Origin of the sequence: Thalassospira sp. HJ (genome assembly GCF_000948415.1) — a bacterium.
Classification (GTDB): domain Bacteria; phylum Pseudomonadota; class Alphaproteobacteria; order Rhodospirillales; family Thalassospiraceae; genus Thalassospira.
The window spans coordinates 45,674-63,920 of sequence record NZ_JYII01000012.1; the positions used below are offsets into that span (position 1 = coordinate 45,674).

An 18,247-nucleotide genomic window follows, 5' to 3' on the forward strand; every position below is an offset into this window, starting at 1 on the left:
GGCGAAAGACTGCATCACGCAGCCCCAAGGCCAAGGAAGGCCTTTTGCACAGCAGGGTCGGATTGCAGGGCCTTGGCGGTATCTTGCCCGGTAATGGCCCCGTTTTCGATCAGATATCCCCGATCTGATATGGCAAGGGATTGATGGGCGTTCTGTTCGACCAGAAGCACACCAACCCCGGTTTTGCGAATGGCCGCAAGGGCCTTGAATAATTCCCCGGTCATGATCGGCGACAGGCCAAGGGACGGCTCATCGAGCAGAAGAATGTCCGGATTGGACATCAATGCACGGCCAATGGCCACCATTTGCTGTTCGCCGCCACTCATGGTGCGGGCCGCCTGATCAAGCCGTTCCGCGAGTTTCGGGAACAGATCAATCACACGTTCAAGGTTTTGTTTTTCAGCTTCGCGGGCGCGCTTGGCAAAGGCACCAAGGGCAAGGTTTTCACGCACCGTCAGTTCCCCGAAAATGCCACGCCCTTCCGGGACAAGGGCAAGTCCGGCTTCGACAATCTTATGAGCGGAAAGCTCGGTCAGCTCACTGCCAGAGAGGGTAATGCGTGTATCTTCATGTGCAGGCACAAGACCGGCGCAGGCCTTAAGCAGGCTGCTCTTCCCGGCGCCATTGGCACCCAGCATGACAACGATCTCGCCACGATCAACAGTAAGGTCGACTTCGCGAAGCGCGGCGTGCTTGCCATAGGACACGGACAGTTTTTTGATATCAAGCATGGCTGTCTCCCAGATAGGCGCGCACGACTTCCGGATCGGAAAGGACTTCGTCTGGTGTGCCATCGGCAATCTTGGCGCCGGCATTCATCACCACACAGCGATCACACAGGCTTCGGATCGCATCCATGACATGCTCGACCATGATGATGGTAAGCCCCTCGATCTTGAGCTTGCGCACAAGGGCAATGCCATCCTGAAGTTCGGACGGGTTCAAACCGGCCAGCCATTCATCAAGCAAAAGCAGTTTGGGTTGAAGGGCCAGCGCACGCCCCAATTCAAGGCGTTTCTGATCGATATAGGTTAGATCGCCTGCCGGGGTATGGGCCTGTTTTGCAAGCCCGATACGATCAAGCAGCTCAAGGGCGGCGCCATGTGCAGCATCACCCCAAAGCGGCTTGGTACGATAGGCAAGACCGGCTTCGATATTTTCCACACAATCCAGATCGGGCAGCACACGCACCAGTTGGAAGGTGCGGGCAATGCCGGAATGGCTGATCTTGTGGGCGGGCAGGTTGGTGATGTCCTTGCCGCTGATGACAACCTTGCCATCATTTGCCTGAAGGGCGCCTGAAATCAGGTTCATCACTGTGGTCTTGCCCGATCCGTTGGGGCCAAGCAGACCCAGGATTTCGCCCTGATGGACATCGAACTGCATCTGATTGACGGCAATCAAGCCACCGAATGCCTTATGCAGCCCTGAGATCGACAAAAGGATTTCGGTATTCATGCGGTGCTTCCCCCGGTTTTGGCGTTTTGATCGGTTGCAAGCACGCGCTTTTTCGGTGCGCGGTACTTTTCATACAAACCGACAACCCCGCCGGGCAGAAGATAGACAATCACCATGAATACGCAGCCAAGCAGGATGCTGAAATGGTTCGGGAAGCTTGCGGTCAGGACCTCAAACAGAAGGGTTAGCGGAATAACCCCCAGAAGCGGCCCGAGCAAGCGACGCGGACCACCCAGAAGTGCCATGATGACGACCTGGAATGACAGCATCGGGTTAAAGGCAATCACCGGATCGATATAGGTCCAGCGCGGAGCCATGATGGCGCCGGTCAGTGTCATGAACAAGGCAGACAGAACAAACAACGCAACTTTCACACGCGTGACATCAATGCCACAATGCTTGGCGACGGTTTCGTCCTCGCCAATGATGCGGAGCGCAAAGCCAAGCCGTGATCGGCCCAGAATGAACCCGGTCAGCAGCAGCACCGCAAACAGGGCAAGCAACTGCCAGTAAATGTCGTTCTGGGTGATATCAAGAAAGACATAACGCCCCATTTCGCGGGTAACGTTGACCTCGTACCAACTGACCACCTGACGGACCAATTCGGTCAGGCCAAAGGTAAAGATCACGAAATACACACCCGCGAGACGCAGCGTGGAAAAGCCAACCAGAAGGGCAATCATCGTCCCGGCAAGCCCCGCACAAACCAGCACCAGCGGGAAGGGCAGGACTTCGCCCAGTACCGCGACCGTATAGGCCCCGATGCCAAAGAAGACGACAGTGGCAAGCGAGATATAGCGCGTCGGGCCGGAGAACATCGACCATGCGGTTGCCAGAACCGCAAAGCTGACGACACTGATGGCAAGGGACATGTAGTAGCTGTCAACGAGTGACGGCAGGAAGGCGAGGGCAGCAAAGATCAACGCGCCAAGGCCAACAGGCTTGATGAAATCGGGTTTCAGGATACTCATGATGCGGCCCTCCCGAACAGGCCGGATGGTTTGATCAGCAGCACCAGCAGGAAGATCACATAGGTCACAGCAATGGTCAGGCCCGGATCGATATAAGTCGCGACCAGACTTTCCGCGACACCAAGGATCAGACCTGCAATCAGCGCGCCCAACATATTGCCAACCCCGCCCATGATGACAACGATGAGCGCCTTCATGGTGAAGACAACCCCCATCGAGGTGGAGAAGGTCAGAAACATGCTGACCAGAACCCCACCGACGGCGGCCATTGCACCCCCAAGGGCAAAGGCAAAGCAGGATGCGAAATTGACATCAATCGCGACGAGGCGCGCCGAGGTCGGGTCAACCGCAACGGCACGAAGGGCCGTGCCCATGCGGGTGCGCGTCAGGATCAGATAGAAACCAAGTCCGATGACAACAGCAAAACCAAGGGCGACCAAGCGGTTGGCGGCAATCGTCGCGCCAAAGATATCAACGGCGTTATTGAGAAAATCGTAGCTGTAATAATTGCCACCAAACCAGACCAGCAGCACACCCTGAACGATGAACAGCAGGCCAAAGGTGGCCAGGATGCTGTCGACTTCAAGCATGCCGCGGTTCTTTGCGCGTGCGACCAGCGGGGTCAGCAGGATGCGATAAATCACCCAGTTCAGCGCAAAGCTTGCGGGAATGATGATCAACAGACCAACAAGCGGGTTGATCCCGAGCGAGGTCATGAAAACAAAGGCAATAAAGGACGCGACAATCACAAGCTCGCCGTAGGCAAGGTTCATGATGCGCGAAACACCGTATTGCAGGGTCAGGCCCATGGCGACGAGGGCATACATCCCGCCAAGGGTAATCCCGGAAAAGACTGCGTAGCTAAACATTCACTTCATCCAAAAGGGGCGTCGGGGTTCCCGGGAGCTTGGGTGGGTAAGGAACCCCGACGTCCTTATGTGGCGCGCTTACTGCGCAGCCTTCCATTCAGGTTTCGGGAAGACGAGCTCGGCTGCACCTTCCATGTCGGTCGGTGCAAGGCCAACAAACTTGCCGTCCTGCCACTGACCAACCTGCCAGAAGGTCTGATCGCCCGGCTTGTAGGTGCCAAGGATGGTGTCAAAGCCGCCTTTGGCCAGTTCGGCATTGATCGCTTCGCGGTCGGTGGTGCCGGCACGCTCGATCGCCTGCTGCAGGGACTGAAGCGTCGCCCAGTTGACGATGGAGGCCCAACGATCTGGTTCACGTTCTGCAAATTCCACATGGCGCTTGATGTAATCGGCGATCTTCGGGGCATCCTCGCTTGCGCCACCAAGGCTGACGACGCCTTCGGCATTGTCACCAAAACGGTTTTTATAAAGCGGGAAGGCGGTGCCAACACCGGCATAGAAGACCTTCGGGTTAAAGCCCAGAACACGCGACTGTTCGGTCAGGCCAAGGGTGCCCGGCGGGTAGGAAAAGGCAACAAAGGTATCAGCCCCCAGCGCCTTGATGTCATTGACGATGGTTGCCAGATCCTGCGAGCCCAGCGGATAGGTCTTGTCATAAACAAGGTCAAAGTCACGATCTTCAAGCGCTTCGCGGCCGGCCTTGGAAAGCTCGATGCCAAAGCCGTCGGCGACCGCGATCATTGCGACCTTGTCATTGATCTTGCCTTCGGCTTTCAGGCCCTCAAGGAACTTGGCCAGTTCAACGGCATATTGTTCGCCAGTGCCCAGCAGCCAATAGGAATTCGTCCAGCGCTTGGCGAGTTGCGGCGCCTTGTCGGTTACGGCCGTGCCAGCCAGATGGGCATAGCCCGCACGATCAAGGATCGGTGCCACGGCAAGGTTAAGGCCCGTCCCCCAAGGAGACAGGATGAAATCAACCTTGTCCTGATTGATCAGGCGTTCAATCGCGCGCACGGCTTCTTCGGAGCTTGAGCGATCATCATATTCAACGACTTCGATGGGGAGCTTCTTGTCACCGACCTGAAGGCCGCCAGCATCATTGATTTCCTTTACCCACATTTCATAGTTGGGAATGGTGCTGGTCGCCGCACCCGGGGCAGCCGGGCCGGTTTTCGAGATGGCATAACCAATACGGTAAGTTTCCTGGGCGTTGGCCCCAAACAGCGTCGCGGTGCTCATGACGGCGGTGGTTGCCGCAGCAATGGTCGCGAGGCGCAGTTTTGCTGAGATGTGCATACTATTCCTCCTGATCTCTTTGCAGAGACGGTTTTCCCGTTTGCGCGTAGTTTCAGGAGTTTAGGCAAAGAGATTCTGTTATTTACTTCACAGTGTGAAGTAAATCTCCGGCGTAACCTCCCGCCCATTAGTTCGCATGTGCAAAATAATGGGAACGCATTCTTTATATGTATTGTTGTTTTTGACGGCTTCTTTGACCGCCATCCTAGTAAGCGATGGAACCGTTCCAATGTAAAGACGACGAAATTGACAATTTAAGACGAAAAATTGTACATTTTTACATATAACCATTTGGAATAGATACGCGACAAAAAGGCATGCCTGATCAACTCCCCCGTCAAATTCCGATCTCAAGCCCTGTTACGCGTTCGGAAACACTGACCGACAACCCGTTCGAGGATCTGCTGCCCGTGACCACACAGGCAGTGATGGATCGCTTTGACCATCCCTTGTCCGTGCAGTCCTGGGTGATGAATGATCCCGGCCGCCGTGACCGGTGTTATGCGGTGCTGTTGCTCAGTGGCCGGGCCGAGATCGGCTTGCGACAGGGTACGATCACCTGCAAGGCACCCGCCCTTGTCTGGTTGCCGCTTGGCGAAACGCAGCGCTTTAGTGTTTCGGCGGGCAGTGATGGGTATTTGCTGTCGGTTGCTGATGATCTGGTGGCGCGCCATTGCGGGGATGGCAGCGGCGTGGCCGGGGGAACGCCCGCCGGGGGTGGCTTGCCGCTGCGCTTTGCGGCCGATACGGTCCATAACGTTACCCCGGCTGAGGACAGTGGAAACCTTTTGCTGCTTAAACGCAGCTTTGAAACCATTCGGGCAGAGCTGATGCAAAATGCGCTTGGCGCCAGTCTGGTGGTCGGCGCGCATCTTCAGATCATCCTGACCATGGTCCTGCGTCTGGCCGAAGGCGTGATGGCCCAGCGGGATAAACATGGTCCGGGCTCAATCACGTTTCAGCGGTTTTTGCAGGTGCTTGAACTACATTTTCGTGAACACTGGAATGTGGCCGACTACGCGACCGCGCTTGGGGTGAGTGAACGGCGTTTGGGATCGGCTGTTTTGCGCGCGACCGGCAAGCCGCCACTGACCATCATCCATGAACGGGTATTGCGCGAAGCTTGCATGCGTCTTGAACAGTCACCGTTGGGTGTTGCGCAGATTGCCTATGGGCTTGGTTTTCGCGACCCGGCCTATTTCAGCCGTTTTTTTAAACGCTATATGGGTGAGGCGCCTGGTGCCTATCGCCGGCTCAGGCGTGCTGCGGAAAGGTTGCGCGATGATACCTTTGCTGCTTGGCCCTAACCGCCATTTGGCCGCAATCCGTGGGTGTTACCTTCATCACCTTTGACGGGGATGTGTCCCATTCCTGGTAGGATAAAAGATTGCATTGCCTTTTTTTGATCCTACTTCTTTGCTTTAACCGTAATATCAGGGCCAAAACCTACTAATTTGATTGGAATGGCAGTTTTTATGTTTGTGAAATCCAAGGAAAAGCCCGCCGGGCGGGTTGGTATCCCGGACAAGGGTTTTGACGCAGGAGTTTGCAAACATAAAAACTGTCCTTCGGATCGCTCAGATTTGCACGGGCTACTTTGTCGCAAAACCTTGAAAGATATTTATCTTCCTGCGGCTTTGCTTCGCGTATCCGCACAAATCTGAGCGACCATTCGAACCAAATTAGTAGGTTCTGGCCCTGGCAATGCAAAATCAGATTGGATTGATCGTGCGTAAAGGCAAAACCCTGTTTCTTGGTCTTCTGGCCGTTCTTGTTCTGCCGTTTGGCATCAGCTTGGCAGAAGACCCGCCGGGCGAGAAAAACAAGGAACGCTATACGTGGCGCAATGCGCCGCGCCATTCGGCAGGGATAGCCCCTGATGCCGAAGCCAACCGCGATCAGGCGATTGTCATGGTGATGGCGGCTGATACGTTTGGCTGGCGCAGCTATTTCGCGGTACATCCGTGGATCATCTACAAACGTGCCGGTGACACCCGCTATACCCGCTATGACGTGGTGGGCTGGGGCAGCGGCAATGTGGTGCGTCAGAATTACGCGATCCCTGATGGCCTTTGGTACGGATCGGAGCCGAAACTCATGGCCGATCATCGCGGTGAGGCGGCCGAAAAGCTGATCCCCGAGATCGAAGAAGCGATTAAGTCCTATCCGTTCCCGCGCGAATATCGCAGCTACCCGGGTCCGAACAGCAATACGTTTATTGCCCACATCGGTCGTGAAGTGCCGGGACTGAACCTTGATATGCCGGCCAATGCGATCGGCAAGGATTATCGTCCGATCACCAATCCGGTCGGGCTTTCATCGAGCGGGCAGGGTGTTCAGGCGAACCTTCTGGGTGTGCTTGGTATGTCGCTTGGTCTGGAAGAAGGGATCGAGCTTAACCTGCTTGGTCTTAATTTCGGCATCGACTTCAACCGTCCAGCCTTGCGATTGCCGTCTATCGGGCGACTGGGCATGGATAGCGTTGAACAGGTCAAGGCCGAAGATGCTGCAAATGATAACGCCGCCCAAGCCGAAAGCGCAGAAGCGGCCCTTGAGCCCAGCAGCTGACGACACCGCGCATTGATCCAATCCAACGGTTAGAACCAGAAAACGCCACCCTGAAAGGTGGCGTTTTGTTTTGGGCATCCTGATCAGGCAGCCTGACCCCAACGTGGAAACGGATCGGCAAGATCGGCATAGCGTTCGGGATCAAAGCGTACCGACAGGCCGTCTGTGTCGTCTTCAATCAGGCATTCCGACAGACGGGCGCGGAGAGCGGCCTCATCCATGTTCTGCCCGATAAAGACGATTTCCTGTCGCCGGTCGGCAAAGATCGGATCCCATTTCGACAAGACCATGTCACGCCATGCCGGATTGTCTGGCCATCTTTCACGCGGGACCGCACACCACCAAGTGCCAAGCGCCTCGGTCTTGACCGCCGCACCGGCCTGACTGATTTCACCGACCCAGTTTGGGCGGGTGGCCAGCCAGAAATGCCCCTTTGCCCGCAGGACACCAGGCCATTCGCTGTTGATGAAGGCGTGGAAGCGTTCAGGGTGGAACGGTAGGGAGGTCCGGAAGGTAAAGCTTTTGATCCCGTATTCCTCGGTCTCGGGCACATGATCGGCAAAGCCATGAAGCTCCTTGGCCCACAGCGGATGGCTTTGGGCGCGATCAAAATCAAAGCGACCGGTATTCAGGATCTTTTCGGGCACAACGATGCTGTTGCTGGTCTCGATGACTTCGGCATCGGTATTGAGTGCCTTGATGATGGCAAGAACCGATCTGCGTTCATCATCCGAAATAAGATCAAGTTTGTTCATGACGATGACATCGGCGAACTCGATCTGATCGACCAGCAAATCAACGATGCTGCGATTGTCTTCGTCACCCAGACTTTCGCCCCGGTCGGTCAGCATGTCGGTGGAGCTGTAATCGGCAATCATGCGCGCGGCATCCACCACGGTGACCATGGTATCAAGCTTGGCAATATCACCAAGCGATTGGCCGTTTTCATCACGGAAATCAAAGGTGGCCGCGACGGGGAGGGGCTCGGAAATGCCGGTCGATTCAATCAGCAGATATTCAAAGCGATCTTGTTCGGCCAGGCGTCGGACCTCGGCCAAAAGATCATCACGCAGCGTGCAGCAGATGCAGCCATTGGTCATCTCGACCAGCTTTTCATCGGTCTGGGAAAGTTCCGAGCCACCGTTACGCACAAGGTCGGCGTCAATATTGACCTCGCTCATGTCATTGACGATCACGGCGACCTGCAATCCTCGGCGGTTGTTCAGGATATGGTTCAAAAGGGTGGTCTTGCCGGCCCCCAAGAAGCCGGACAGGACAGTAACGGGAAGGCGTTTCATCAATCGACCTCGGTTGGATATCGGGATAAATGTTATGTTATAACGTAACATTTATCCGTCGATGAAACGGAACGCAATCAAAAAGTCGATTACCCAAAGGTGGCCGCGTAACCCGGCCTTACCCGTTCAAGTGCCAGATGGCGGCATTCAGAAGTGTGGCAAACCCGACCCAGGCGACATAGGGCAGCAACAGTACCCCGGCGAGGCGATCCAGTCGGAAGAAGACAACCGTGTTGATGACAATCAGGATCAGCAGGGCGATGATATCAATCAGGCCGAGTAACGGCGACTGCGCGCCAAAGAACAGGAATGACCAGGCCAGATTAAGCGCCAGTTGCGCGCCATAAATGCCAAAGGCCATTTTGGTTTGGGCAAACCCGTTGGTCAGCCAGACGCGCCAGCCGCTAAAAGCGATCATGAAGTAAATGACGGTCCAGACCGGCGCGAACAGCCAGTTGGGCGGATTGAAAAACGGCTTGTTCAGGGTTGCGTACCAGTCATTAACACTGGTGGCCGTCACCGCCCCGCCAAAGGCCGAAATGATCAGGCACAACACCATAAAGGCAATCAGGGCAAACACCCGGGTGCGATGATTGGGGCGCGGGTTTGTGGTTTGCTGTGTGGTGTCGGTCATGGGGGCCCGATCCTTGGCGTTAGTTGGTGACGTCGTTAATGGTGGCGATCAATGCATCGAAATAGGGGTTCCAGGTCAGGCGGCCGTGATATTTACCGGGCTCTGTATAGCCCCATGCACTGCGCCAGAGTTTTGTGCGATCATCTGGTCGTTCAATCTCTTCCTGGCCGTTCTCGATAAATACAAAGCTGCCATCCGTGCCGTAATAGGGATTGTTTGGCGAAAACAGCGCGCTCAGATGCGAGAAATTGCTGATCTGCTGATCTGGAAGATTGCTGTTAAGGCTTTTGACCCTTGGATCATCACTTGGTGCGTTGGTGTCATCATACCAGACAAAGCGCGATGCCGGGTGGGTAAAACCGGTTTCAAAGCGACGCAATATGGCAAGCGGATCAAGTACGCTGTCATCGGCACTCATCGAAACAAGCGTCGGGCGGTCAAACGGGGCATCATCAAGCGCATCTTCGACATCGGTGACACTGCGGTAATAGAGAACCGACGCCTTGGTCGACAGGGATTGATAGTTGATGGCGTTGTCTTCAGGGTCGGCATCAACCCAATCCCAAAGATGCTGAATGACGGGTGTCAGGAACAACAGATTAGTGCCCGGTTCAATGCCCGGCGAAAACAAGAAAAGGCCCGAGATTTCAGGATTGCGCGCTGCATAACTGGTCACAAGGTTGGCACCAGTTGAAAACCCGCCAAGCCAGACTTCATCGACTTCGCGTTCAAGCAACTTGACCTGATGGGCGACTGCCGCGGTCCAGTCGGCATAGCCCGGGATGCTGAGATCTGCCGGGCGCGTCCCGTGGCCGGGCAACAGCATCGAACGTGCGAGCCAGCCGTTCTTTGCCATCTCGGCTGAGATATCATGGAAATACCACGGGCTTGCCCCCAAGCCATGAACAAACAACACACCGCGTTTTGGCGCATCGCCGTTTGGCGTTTTCCGGCCCAGTTCAAATGGAATATTGCGCGCCAGTTCGGTTTCGTGATCATCAGTGATGAAAACGCGATGCTCTGCGACCCAGTCACGGGTTTGCGCGACATATTCGGCAAAGCTGTCTTGTGTGTAGGGCGGGATATCGGGTGATTGCTGATAAAGTTCGCTCTCGGGCGGGAAGGCGCAGGATGCAAGCACGGCAGTCGGGATCAGAACGGTCAGGATCGTGCGGGCCGTTCTGGCGATACGGCTTTGCCAATTTTTAATCCTGTCCAAAGCGGTCTGGTCTTGACGCATCTGATCCCCGTTGCGTGGTTGGTCGTAAGGCAGTGGCGACACAAATGCGTGCAACTGTTTGAAAATATACGCCGAACTTTAGCCGGGCAGATCACTGTTGCCTGCTTTCAGTAGGCTGCGCAAACAAAACCGCCCTGCATCATATCAACGCAGGGCGGTGGGGTTTGTTTCAGGCCTTCGTGCTTTTGGCGGTTTGGCCAAACAAGATTTTCTTGTCCTCTTCACTCATCTGCCATTTGTTGAGCTCTTCGCCGGCCTTGTAGGCCGCAACTGTCGCCGGACGGGCCTTGATGGTTTCAAACCAGCGTTTGAGGTTCGGGAATTCATTAAGGTCCTGCTGTTGTTTCTCGTGGCTGACGATCCACGGATAGCAGGCCATATCCGCAATCGTGTAGTCATCACCGGCAATGAATTTGCGGCCCTCAAGGCGCTTGTTGAGAACCCCGTAAAGACGGTTGGTCTCATTGACATAGCGGGTGATGGCGTAGGGTAGTTTTTCCGGGGCATAGGTGCCGAAATGGTGGTTCTGGCCCGCCATCGGGCCAAGACCGCCCATCTGCCAGAACAGCCATTCCATCACGGTCTTGCGTTCACGTACACCGGTTGGCAGGAACTTGCCGGTTTTTTCGGCGAGATACTGCAAGATCGCGCCCGATTCAAACACGGTGATGGCATCCCCGCCATCGGCCGGTTCGTGATCAATGATCGCCGGCATCCGGTTGTTGGGTGAAAAGGCGAGGAATTCCGGTTTGAACTGGTCCCCGGCGCCGATATTGACCGGCACGATTTTGTAATCCAGTCCGGCTTCTTCAAGGAACAGCGTGATTTTATGGCCGTTGGGTGTCGGCCAGTAATACAGATCAATCATGGGCTTATCGCTCCTGCAAATCTTTCTGGTGGCTTCATCAATAATCGAAGCTTGCCAATCGGGACGTTATGGGTCAATTTAAAACGATCATTCCAAAATGCAAGCGCAGGTTACGCATCGTGCAAACGCGATGCCCCGCAAGGAGACATCATGATCCGGTTTTATTACCACCCGACCCCGAACCCCCAGAAAATCTCGATGATGCTTGAGGCATCCGGATTGCCTTACGAGGTCCTGCCGGTTGATACCCGCAAAGGGCAGCAACATGACCCGGCCTTTCGGGCGATTAATCCGAATGGCAAGGTGCCAGCCATCGTCGATACTGATGGACCGGGCGGTAAGGAAGTGCGGGTGTTTGATTCAAATGCGATCCTGCTCTATCTCGCCGAAAAGTCGGGCAAGTTCCTCGGTAAGCCCGAAGACCGTGGTGAGTTCCTGTCATGGCTGATGTTCATTGCCACCGGCCTTGGCCCGTTTTCAGGGCAGGCAGTGCATTTCCAGCATGTCGCACCCGAGGGCAGCGACTATGGCGTCAACCGCTATCGCAACGAGATCGCGCGCCACTATCAGGTGCTTGAAGACCATCTTGAAGGTCGTGAGTTTATCGTTGGCGACGAGATGACGATTGTTGATATCTCTGCCTGGGGCTGGGTCGACAAGGCACCGTTCGTCCATAAAAACCCGGATGTCTGGGACAAGTACCCGAACATCAAACGCTGGTTTGACGCGATCAACAGCCTGCCAGCCGCCATCAGCGCACGCGAAGTCGGCAAGAACCATGCGTTCAAAACCGAAATGGACGAAGAAGCAAAACGCGCGATGTTCCCGTCGAACTACTCCTAAGCCTGATCACGGCTTTAAAACGAAAACACCCCGACCAATCTGGCCGGGGTGTTTTATTATTGTATGGAGTATCTGGTTAATCAGTCGCTGGTTTTGGCGCCGAACTGCTTGTTGAATTGCAGGACCAGAAGGGTCACCACAGCCCCGGACAGCAGGTAGGCACCCACACCGGGCAGACCGAACTTGTCACACAGGTAAAGTGCGATCAGCGGTGCGAAGCCAGCACCCAGCAACCATGCAAGGTCGGATGTCAGGGCCGAACCGGTATAGCGGTATTCGCGCTTGAAGTTCGATGCCAGCGTGCCGGCCGCCTGACCAAAGCACAGGCCCAGTACCGCAAAGCCGCCCAGAACAATCATGCCTTCATTGATGATGTTATAGGTGTAAAGCAGCGGGGTCAGAACAGCCCCCAGCAGGATGATCCCGGCACTGTAGCCGAGCAGGCGACGACGGCCGAGCTGGTCGGCAATAAAGCCCGATGCCACAATCCCGAAGGCACAGAGAACCGCACCAACACCCTGGGTCAGCAGGAATTGCCCCGGATTGCCGTTGGCATAGAGGAACACCCAGCTTAGCGCAAAGACAGTGACCAGATGGAACAGTGCGTAGCTGACCATCGGCACCAGCGCGCCCAGCACAACAGTACGCCCGTTATGTTTGAGCGTATCCATGACGCGGGCGGCTTCAAGCTCATTCTTTTCCAGAAGATGGCCGAATTCCGATGTTGCCACCAGACGCAGGCGGGCGAACAGCGCGACCACGTTAATGGCAAAGGCGACGAAGAACGCATAGCGCCAGCCAAAGGCAAGGAAGTCATCCGGATGCAGGGTCAGCAGAAGATAGGCAAACAGTGATGCGGCCAGCATGAAGCCAAGCGGTGCGCCCAGCTGCGGGATCATCGCATACCAACCCTTGCGGTTGTCGGGCGCATTAAGCGCCAGAAGCGATGCAAGCCCGTCCCATGCGCCGCCCCATGCAAGACCCTGCAGGAAGCGGAAAGCACACAGAAGATAGATCGCAAGCACCCCTGCCGAGGCAAAGCTTGGCAGGAAAGCCATGGCCGCGGTGGAGCCACCCAGCAGGAACATGGCGATGGTGAGTTTCACACCCCGTCCATATTGGCGGTCCACCGTCATGAAGACGAGGGATCCGACAGGGCGGGCGACAAAGGCCAGAGAGAAGATGGCAAAGGAATACATGGTGCCGACAAGCGCCGTTTCACCTGGAAACAGCAATTGCGGGAAGACCAGTACCGATGCGATGCAGTAGACGAAGAAATCGAAAAACTCGGACGTCCGGCCGATAATCACGCCAAGCGCGATCTGGCCCGGATCATTGGTGGCGTCGGCGTTGTGATGCCGCGCATCGCGTTCCAAACCTGAAGAGGTGGCGGTCGCGTAGTTTTCTGTCGTTTGGTTCACGCCGTTCTCCCTAAATCACTGGTCGGACCATTTTGGTCCTAACTGCTTTTGATTGGATCACAAATTCGGATGAATGAACGATACGACTTTGGATCGAGTCTAAGTATAGACATGTGAATTGCAAACGTCAGTGTCAATTATCGTTCTGCACCGCACAACGTCCGGTTTACATTGGAATGATAATTGTCATTAAGACCCTGCTATGCGCCGCGGGTAGCTTGACATTGCTGCGATGCAGCTATAGCAATCTCGCCAACTTTCCGATCCGGCATTTTTTTGAAAAAAAATTGCTTTCTTTGTGCCCTTTCCGTGGATGTTTGGAATTGTAATTCCTATATGCGGTTGCGGCGGGGTACGGCGCGTAGCGGTCTTTGGTAGATCGCTTATGCGACTCATTGGCATATGGTTGTCTTTGAGAACATCTTCCAGAGACTGAGGAAGTATGAAGCACATGCTTTCAAAACTTGTACGTGGCGCAGCCTTGGCCTCGATTTTGCCGCTTGTTGCCGGTTGCAACCTTGTTGTAATCGACCCGGCCGGTGATATCGCGTCCCAGCAGTCCGACCTGATTATCGTTTCGACCATTCTGATGTTGCTGATCATCGTTCCGGTGATGGCACTGACCGTGTTCTTTGCCTGGAAATACCGCCAGGGTAACAAGAATGCCGAATACGATCCCGAATGGCACCATTCCACCAAGCTTGAAGTCGTCATCTGGGCGGCTCCGCTGGTGATCATTATTGCTCTTGGCGCGATTACCTGGGTCACCACCCATACGCTTGACCCGTATCGCCCGCTTGACCGTATCGATGCCGAGCGTCCGCTTGACGATGAGGCCGAGCACATGGTGATCGAAGTTGTTTCCCTCGATTGGAAATGGCTGTTCCTGTATCCGGAACAGGGCATTGCGACCGTTAACGAGCTCGCAGCTCCGATCGATACGCCGATTGAATTCAAGATTACCTCTTCAGGTATCATGAACTCCTTCTTCATTCCGGCCCTTGCGGGTCAGATCTATTCGATGGCGGGTATGGAAACCAAACTCCATGCCGTGATCAACGAAGAAGGCGTGTTTGATGGCTTCTCCGGGAACTATAGCGGTGAGGGCTTCTCTCACATGCGCTTCAAGTTCCACGGCCTGAGCGAAGAGGGCTTTGACGCCTGGGTGAACGATGTGAAGTCTGATGAGAACTTCCTTGGCCGTTCGCAGTATCTCGAACTCGAAAAGCCGAGTGTGAAGGAACCGGTCCACTATTATAGCTCGGTGGATCCGGAACTTTATCAGGCCATTCTCAACATGTGCGTCGATCAGTCGAAGATGTGCATGAACGAGATGATGCATATCGACAAAAACGGCGGTGGCGGTCTTGCCGGTATCTATAACGTCATGTCGCTGACCTATGACGTTCCGCAGATGCGCGGCAGCAAGCCGTTGCCTGATAGCAAGTCCTTCGTCGCAACGCTTTGCACCACCCCGGAAGGTGGCTTGTCAGGCGAAATCGCGAACCTTCCGTTGTTTGGCAACGAGCCGGTCTCGCGCGCGATGAGTGTTGCACCCACAGGTGTTTCGGCAGGGTTTTAAATGCAGTGCCGGTTGGTGAATGCCAACCGGCCCTTCGCAGTTCTGGCATCGGTTACGGTGCCATTCTGCATTTGAAAGAAGAGTAATCCGATGTTCTCCAATCCGGACCTTTTACATTTTATATTTGGCCGGCTGTCCCTCGACTCCTTCCCGTTTCTCCATGATCCGATCATTCTTGTGACGTTTCTTGGTGTGGTCGTGGGTGGCATCGCCGTTGTCGGTGGTCTGACCTACTTCCGTCTGTGGGGATACCTCTGGCGCGAGTGGATCACGTCGATCGATCACAAAAAGATCGGCATCATGTATATCATCCTGGCAATCATCATGCTTCTGCGTGGCTTTGCCGATGCGCTCATGATGCGTGCCCAGCAAGCCATCGCTTTCAATGGTGCCGAAGGTTTCCTTCCGCCGCACCACTACGATCAGATCTTCACCGCCCACGGCGTGATCATGATCTTCTTCGTTGCGATGCCGCTGGTGACCGGTCTGATGAACTTCGTTGTGCCGCTGCAGATCGGCGCGCGCGACGTTGCCTTCCCGTTCCTGAACAATTTCAGCTTCTGGATGACCACCTGTGGTGCCGCGCTGATCATGGCGTCGCTATTTGTTGGCGAATTCGCAATGACCGGTTGGCTGGCCTATCCGCCGCTGTCTGACATTGTCTACAGTCCGGGGGTCGGGGTTGATTACTATATCTGGGCCTTGCAGATTGCCGGTGTGGGGACGTTGCTTTCGGGTGTGAACCTGATTGTCACCATCGTAAAGATGCGCGCACCGGGCATGTCCATGATGAAAATGCCGGTCTTTACCTGGACCTCGCTTTGCACCAACATTCTGATTGTTGCAGCCTTCCCGGTTCTGACCGCTGTTCTGGTTCTGCTTGGTCTTGACCGCTATGCGGGCACCAACTTCTTCACCAACGATCTTGGCGGTAACGCCATGATGTACATTAACCTGATCTGGATCTGGGGCCACCCTGAGGTCTACATCCTGATCCTGCCGGCGTTTGGTGTGTTCTCCGAAGTTGTGTCGACCTTCTGCCGCAAGCGTCTGTTTGGTTACAGCTCGATGGTCTATGCGACGGTGGTTATTACCATCCTGTCCTACATCGTCTGGCTGCACCACTTCTTCACCATGGGTTCGGGTGCAAGTGTGAACGCCTTCTTTGGCATCACCACCATGATCATCTCGATCCCGACCGGTGCGAAGGTCTTCAACTGGCTGTTCACCATGTATAAGGGCCGCATCAAATACGATGTGCCCATGCTCTGGACTATCGGTTTCATGCTGACCTTCGTGATTGGTGGCATGTCGGGCGTGATGCTTGCTGTCCCGCCGGCCGACTTTGTCCTGCATAACAGCCTGTTCCTGATTGCCCACTTCCATAACGTGATTATCGGTGGTGTGGTCTTCGGGATGTTTGCCGGGATTGTCTACTGGTTCCCGAAAGCGTTCGGCTTCAAGCTGGATGAGTTCTGGGGCAAGATGTCCTTCTGGCTGTGGACCATTGGTTTCTACTTTGCCTTCATGCCGCTTTATGTTCTCGGCCTGATGGGTGTCACCCGCCGTATGAGCCAGTTTGACGATCCGTCGTTGCAGATCTGGTTCATCATTGCGGCCTTTGGTGCGCTTCTGATTGCCGGTGGTATCGGTTCGTTCATCATGTCGATCGTTGTTGCGGTGATCAAACGCGACAAACTGCGTGATGAAACCGGTGACCCGTGGGGTGGTCGTACGCTGGAATGGTCGACCTCTTCGCCGCCCCCGGCCTACAACTTCGCCTTCACCCCGGTTGTTCATGAACTGGACGCCTGGGATGACATGAAGAAACGTGGGTTCGTCCGTCCGACCTCGGGCTTCCTGGATATCCACATGCCGAAAAATACCGGCGCTGGCTTTATCCTGGCTGCGATCTCGCTCGTTCTTGGCTTTGCCCTTGTCTGGCACATCTGGTGGCTTGTTGCGGCAAGCTTCATCGTGCTGGTCGCTGGTGCAATTGCCCACACCTTCAACTATGACCGTGATTATCACATCCCGGCATCAGAAGTTGTGGCGACCGAAGAAGAACGTACCGCCCTTCTGGCAAAACAGCAGGCGTAAGGGAATGACAATGGCGAATACAACTGCCTCTCAGACCGAAGCGCCGGTCTTCTACCTGAAAGAAGAGCATCACCCGGAAACGGGTACGATGCTCGGATTCTGGATCTATCTGATGAGCGATTGCCTCATCTTTGCGATCCTGTTTGCAACCTATGCCGTTCTTGGTCAGAACTATGCAGCGGGTCCCGCACCAGCTGACCTGTTCGACCTTGAACTGGTGGCGATCAACACGTCCATGCTGCTGTTCTCGTCCATCACCTATGGCTTTGCCATGCTGGCGATGGAAAAGGGCAATGTTGCAGGAACCCAGCTTTGGCTGGCGATTACCGGCCTGTTTGGTATCGCCTTCGTCGGTCTGGAACTTTATGAGTTCCATCACCTTTGGCATCTGGGTGCGACGCCGATGCGTAGTGGTTTCCTCTCCGCGTTCTATACGCTGGTGGCGACCCACGGCCTGCACGTGACCTTTGGCATCATCTGGCTTGTTACCCTGATGGTTCAGGTTGCCCAGCGCGGCCTGATCGTCGAGAACAAGCGTCGTCTGATGTGCCTGTCGATGTTCTGGCACTTCCTTGACGTCGTCTGGATCGGTGTCTTCTCCGTTGTTTATCTGCTGGGAGTTCTGGGATGAGCGCACATTCACACGCACATGATGACCATCACAGCGATGGTGGAGCGTCTCACGGTACTTACAAAAGCTATGTAATCGGGTTCGTCCTGTCGGTCATCCTGACCGCGATCCCGTTCTGGCTTGTCATGGACGGTGTTCTTGACAGCAAAGTTGCAACAGCCCTTTGGGTCATGGGCCTTGGGGTTATTCAGATCATTGTTCACATGGTCTATTTCCTGCACATGAACACCAAATCCGAAGGTGGCTGGAACTTCCTGGCGCTGATCTTCACCATCGTGATCGTAGCGATTGCCATCGCCGGTTCGCTGTGGGTGATGTATCACCTCAACACCAACATGATGCCGCAGATGGATCACGACATGATCCCGAGCTTCGGCTAGGCACTGCTTGATATTTAAAGGGGGCGCGATACCTGTATGGGGATCGCGCCCTTTTTGTTTAAACATCCGCTTACTGCCATTTGAAAGA

18 protein-coding genes are annotated in these 18,247 nt (G+C 55.1%); 8 read left to right on the forward strand and 10 right to left on the reverse strand.

The genetic code is table 11. The features are described 5' to 3' along the window. Positions 1-14 precede the first annotated feature (14 nt). From UF64_RS08995 to UF64_RS09015, 5 genes are all read right to left on the reverse strand, one after another. Entirely contained in the window at positions 15-731 is a 717-nt protein-coding gene (locus UF64_RS08995) for an ABC transporter ATP-binding protein (protein WP_044828304.1), read from the reverse strand. Further along, the gene (locus UF64_RS09000) at positions 724-1,458 is read right to left on the reverse strand and encodes an ABC transporter ATP-binding protein (protein WP_044828305.1); all 735 of its coding nucleotides are present in this window, start codon (positions 1,456-1,458) and stop codon (positions 724-726) included. The genes UF64_RS08995 and UF64_RS09000 overlap by 8 nt, the downstream gene beginning before the upstream one ends. Continuing rightward, positions 1,455-2,429: a branched-chain amino acid ABC transporter permease gene (locus tag UF64_RS09005; RefSeq protein ID WP_044828306.1), complete on the reverse strand. Its 975-nt coding sequence runs from the start codon at positions 2,427-2,429 to the stop codon at positions 1,455-1,457. Before UF64_RS09005 ends, UF64_RS09000 begins: the two co-directional genes overlap by 4 nt. After that, positions 2,426-3,298, reverse strand: coding sequence for a branched-chain amino acid ABC transporter permease (locus tag UF64_RS09010; RefSeq protein ID WP_044828307.1), 873 nt, complete (start codon positions 3,296-3,298; stop codon positions 2,426-2,428). The genes UF64_RS09005 and UF64_RS09010 overlap by 4 nt, the downstream gene beginning before the upstream one ends. A 78-nt stretch (positions 3,299-3,376) precedes the next feature. Further along, positions 3,377-4,594 carry an amino acid ABC transporter substrate-binding protein gene (locus tag UF64_RS09015; protein WP_082049648.1) on the reverse strand — a complete coding sequence of 406 codons (1,218 nt, stop codon included), beginning with the start codon at positions 4,592-4,594 and terminating at the stop codon, positions 3,377-3,379. A 317-nt stretch (positions 4,595-4,911) separates the two neighbouring features. Between UF64_RS09015 and UF64_RS09020 the strand changes: the two genes are divergently transcribed. From UF64_RS09020 to UF64_RS09025, 3 genes are all read left to right on the forward strand, one after another. Further along, entirely contained in the window at positions 4,912-5,901 is a 990-nt protein-coding gene (locus tag UF64_RS09020) for a helix-turn-helix domain-containing protein (protein WP_082049650.1), read from the forward strand. A 156-nt stretch (positions 5,902-6,057) separates the two neighbouring features. After that, positions 6,058-6,258: a hypothetical protein gene (locus UF64_RS20885; RefSeq protein WP_235285012.1), complete on the forward strand. Its 201-nt coding sequence runs from the start codon at positions 6,058-6,060 to the stop codon at positions 6,256-6,258. A gap of 40 nt (positions 6,259-6,298) precedes the next feature. Beyond that, on the forward strand, positions 6,299-7,162 hold the full coding sequence (locus UF64_RS09025) for a DUF3750 domain-containing protein (RefSeq protein WP_044828308.1): 864 nt from the start codon (positions 6,299-6,301) through the stop codon (positions 7,160-7,162). An 83-nt stretch (positions 7,163-7,245) separates the two neighbouring features. Here the strand turns inward: UF64_RS09025 and zigA are convergent, their stop codons facing one another. The 4 genes from zigA to UF64_RS09045 form a co-directional block, all read right to left on the reverse strand. Then, positions 7,246-8,460 (reverse strand): zinc metallochaperone GTPase ZigA, encoded by a 1,215-nt coding sequence (gene zigA / locus UF64_RS09030; protein WP_044828309.1) that lies wholly within the window; start codon positions 8,458-8,460, stop codon positions 7,246-7,248. Positions 8,461-8,578: 118 nt separating this feature from the next. Next, positions 8,579-9,094 (reverse strand): TspO/MBR family protein, encoded by a 516-nt coding sequence (locus UF64_RS09035; protein WP_082049652.1) that lies wholly within the window; start codon positions 9,092-9,094, stop codon positions 8,579-8,581. Positions 9,095-9,113: 19 nt separating this feature from the next. Next, complete coding sequence (locus UF64_RS09040) at positions 9,114-10,334, reverse strand: carboxylesterase (protein ID WP_052657627.1); 1,221 nt, start codon at positions 10,332-10,334, stop codon at positions 9,114-9,116. Positions 10,335-10,503: 169 nt separating this feature from the next. Then, on the reverse strand, positions 10,504-11,202 hold the full coding sequence (locus UF64_RS09045) for a glutathione binding-like protein (protein WP_044828310.1): 699 nt from the start codon (positions 11,200-11,202) through the stop codon (positions 10,504-10,506). A 150-nt stretch (positions 11,203-11,352) separates the two neighbouring features. On the opposite strand from UF64_RS09045, the gene UF64_RS09050 reads away from it, so the two are divergent. Then, positions 11,353-12,045: a glutathione S-transferase family protein gene (locus tag UF64_RS09050; protein ID WP_044828311.1), complete on the forward strand. Its 693-nt coding sequence runs from the start codon at positions 11,353-11,355 to the stop codon at positions 12,043-12,045. A gap of 80 nt (positions 12,046-12,125) precedes the next feature. Here the strand turns inward: UF64_RS09050 and UF64_RS09055 are convergent, their stop codons facing one another. After that, positions 12,126-13,466, reverse strand: a complete 1,341-nt coding sequence (locus UF64_RS09055) for an MFS transporter (protein ID WP_044828312.1) — start codon at positions 13,464-13,466, stop codon at positions 12,126-12,128. Positions 13,467-13,917: 451 nt separating this feature from the next. On the opposite strand from UF64_RS09055, the gene cyoA reads away from it, so the two are divergent. The 4 genes from cyoA to UF64_RS09075 all read left to right on the forward strand — a co-directional run bounded on the left by cyoA (position 13,918) and on the right by UF64_RS09075 (position 18,159). Then, the gene (cyoA, locus tag UF64_RS09060) at positions 13,918-15,048 is read left to right on the forward strand and encodes a ubiquinol oxidase subunit II (protein ID WP_044828914.1); all 1,131 of its coding nucleotides are present in this window, start codon (positions 13,918-13,920) and stop codon (positions 15,046-15,048) included. 90 nt (positions 15,049-15,138) lie between these two features. Beyond that, complete coding sequence (gene cyoB / locus UF64_RS09065; RefSeq protein WP_044828313.1) at positions 15,139-17,148, forward strand: cytochrome o ubiquinol oxidase subunit I; 2,010 nt, start codon at positions 15,139-15,141, stop codon at positions 17,146-17,148. Positions 17,149-17,158: 10 nt separating this feature from the next. Next, complete coding sequence (gene cyoC / locus UF64_RS09070) at positions 17,159-17,779, forward strand: cytochrome o ubiquinol oxidase subunit III (RefSeq protein ID WP_044828314.1); 621 nt, start codon at positions 17,159-17,161, stop codon at positions 17,777-17,779. Continuing rightward, complete coding sequence (locus tag UF64_RS09075) at positions 17,776-18,159, forward strand: cytochrome o ubiquinol oxidase subunit IV (protein ID WP_044828315.1); 384 nt, start codon at positions 17,776-17,778, stop codon at positions 18,157-18,159. The genes cyoC and UF64_RS09075 overlap by 4 nt, the downstream gene beginning before the upstream one ends. Positions 18,160-18,247 lie beyond the last annotated feature (88 nt).